The sequence below is a fragment of the Streptomyces sp. NPDC000941 genome, assembly GCF_053599555.1.
This window is the reverse complement of record NZ_JBSFMM010000492.1, coordinates 1-2,437: the sequence shown is the minus strand read 5'-3', so window position 1 is coordinate 2,437 and position 2,437 is coordinate 1. Positions and strand designations below refer to the sequence as shown.

2 protein-coding genes and 1 pseudogene are annotated in these 2,437 nt (G+C 68.8%); 1 reads left to right on the top strand and 2 read right to left on the bottom strand.

From position 1 onward, the window contains the following. Nucleotides 1-290: 290 nt before the first annotated feature. Nucleotides 291-710 (bottom strand): annotated as a pseudogene (locus ACWDSL_RS52985) (RibD family protein); the annotation flags it as partial. After that, a complete protein-coding gene (locus ACWDSL_RS52980) occupies nt 707-1,456 on the bottom strand; it encodes a creatininase family protein (RefSeq protein ID WP_450496890.1) in 750 nt (249 codons plus the stop codon). The pseudogene ACWDSL_RS52985 and the gene ACWDSL_RS52980, both read right to left, overlap by 4 nt. 172 nt (nt 1,457-1,628) lie before the next feature. Between ACWDSL_RS52980 and ribA the strand changes: the two genes are divergently transcribed. Beyond that, on the top strand, nt 1,629-2,285 hold the full coding sequence (gene ribA / locus ACWDSL_RS52975; RefSeq protein ID WP_450496888.1) for a GTP cyclohydrolase II: 657 nt from the start codon (nt 1,629-1,631) through the stop codon (nt 2,283-2,285). Nucleotides 2,286-2,437: the final 152 nt, after the last annotated feature.

The following is a 2,437-nucleotide window of genomic DNA, read 5'->3' as shown; positions in this document are numbered from 1 at the left end:
CTGGACCTTCATCGGGGCCTGGCCCGAGGTGCGGTCCGCGGCGGCCTGGGGCGACGGGGAGTGGCCGTCGGTCGCGTTCTCGATGCGGTACAGCGAAGGGCCTCCAGCAGGCTCCGGGGCTCGAAGGCCTCGCGGTCCGGCAGGGTCAGCACGTCAACGTGACCGCCGTGGCCGCCGAGGCCGCCATGGCCGCTGTCGCCGCCGACCGACCCGTGCTGGCCGCGGCCGCTGTCTGCGGCCACCACCCACAGGGTGGGAGCTGAGCCATCGGTGAACACCCGGAGTTGCGGCGGCACCCGGCCGTGCGGATCGAGGACGACGCGCACCGGGTTGGTCCCCGTGCATGCGCGCACCGTCAGCTGGGGATCGTCGGCGACGGCGGTGCCGGCTCCGACGACCACGGCGTCGGCGAGGGCACGGAGGTGGTGCAGATGAGCGCGGTCTTCCTCGCCGGTGACATAGTCGGCGTCGCCGGTGCGGGTGGCGATGAAACCGTCCAGGCTCTGGCCGAGTTGTGCGAAGGCCAGGCGCGGGCCGGCCAGGCACAGCGGCAGATAGCGGTCGGTGAGGATGCGCGCCTCGGGCGAGACCTCCCGCTGCCACCGCAGTCCGCCGCCGGGGCCGCGGACCAGCCCGGTGGCCTCGGCGTCCGCCTCGGACCGGATGGCGCGCAGCCGTTCCCAGACCGCCGTCTCGTCGAGCGCGGTCATCGGGGCTCCTTCAGGGTCAGCAGGGAGAAGTACTCGGCGAAGGAATCGACGAGCGCGGTGAGGATTTCCTTTCCCTTCTCGGCGGTTGCCAGGGAGGGGCGGCCGATGACTCCGGATTCGGTGTAGGCCGCCATACCGAGGGTGAGGAGATGTCTGCGATCGTCGGCGAGGAAATCGGATGTTTCATAGCCGGGGCGGACGAGTTCCGGATGGGCGTGCAGGAGGATGGATGTCTCGACTTCCCCCGCGTGCATATCGCTCTGCGACGAGGTCCGCACTCCCGCTCCGGTGCGCGCGGCGTCCCAGTCCGCCGATCCCGGGAAGAGCGCCATGCGGGTACCGGTGGAGGCGGATTCCTGAACCACATTGCGCAGTACGTAATTTCCGCCGTGCCCGTTGACCAGAATCAGGGCGTCGATACCGGACCGGCGGAGCGATGCGGCGATGTCCCGCACAACGGCATGGAGGGTCGCGGCGGAAATGCTGACCGTCCCCGGCCATGCCTCGTGCTCATGCGAACACGAGATGGTGAGCGGTGGAAGGAGATGGACCGAATATACGGCGGCGATCTCCCGGGCTATGGTGCAGGCGATGACCGTGTCGGTCACCAGGGGCAGAAATTCCCCGTGTTGTTCGAAGCTGCCGATGGGGAGGACCGCGACGCCGGCCTTCCGGGCCCGTATGTCCTCGGTGGTGTCCGGCGGCAGCAGGCCAGGGGGCTGTGGTCGTGTTCCCGAACCGGTCATGTCTGTCAGGCCTTTCGCTCTGCGTCCCGTCTTTGTGTGCGCGATGCCAGGCTACGCGGTCGGGCGCACGTCCACCGGCCGAACGTGATGAACCGGACAGCGAGGTTGGGTTCCTTTGTCATTTTTCACGCACCCCGCGAGCATTCTGCGGATTCCCAGTTAGGATCAGAACATGACAGAAAGCGATGGCCCGTTCGGCGAGAACGCTCGACCGTCAGGCGTCCAGCGAGTGGCGCAGGTCCAACTGTCCACCGAGTACGGCGTTTTTCTTGCGGTCGGCTACTTGGACACCATTCGCGGGGATGAACAAATAGCGCTGGTCTACGGCGATGTCGCGGGCGATCGAGCGCTTACCCGCCTGCATTCGGAGTGTCTGACCGGGGACGCCTTCGGGTCCCGGCACTGCGAATGCGGCGATCAGCTGTCCGCGGCGCTGCGCGCCATCGCGAGCGAAGGGTGCGGCGTTCTCGTCTACCTCCAAGGTCACGAGGGGCGTGGCATCGGGCTGCTGGCCAAGCTCCGGGCGATGCAACTCCAGGCGGAGGGGCTTGACACCGTGGAGGCGAACCTCGCGCTGGGGCTCCCGGTCGACGCCCGTGACTACCGGGTGGCCGCGGATATCCTGCACGACCTCGGCGTACGGTCGGTGCGGCTGCTGTCGAACAACCCGCGCAAACGCGAGTCGCTGCTGCGGCATGGCATCAAGGTCGCCGAACAGGTGCCGCTGCTGATACCTCCACGCGAGGAGAACTTCGCCTATCTACGGGCCAAGGCGGACCGTCTCGATCACCATCTGCCGCATTTGGACAGTGTGGCTGAACGGTCCTGACGGCCCCTCGGCCGACACCCCAGGTGTGGGCCCCGGGGGCCCGGGGGGGGGGGGCCCCCCCCGGCGCAAAAAGGCCCCCCAAAACCACCCCCCCCCCGCCCCCCCCCCCCCGGGGGCCCCCGCGGGGAAAAAAAAAAACCCCCCCCCCCGCG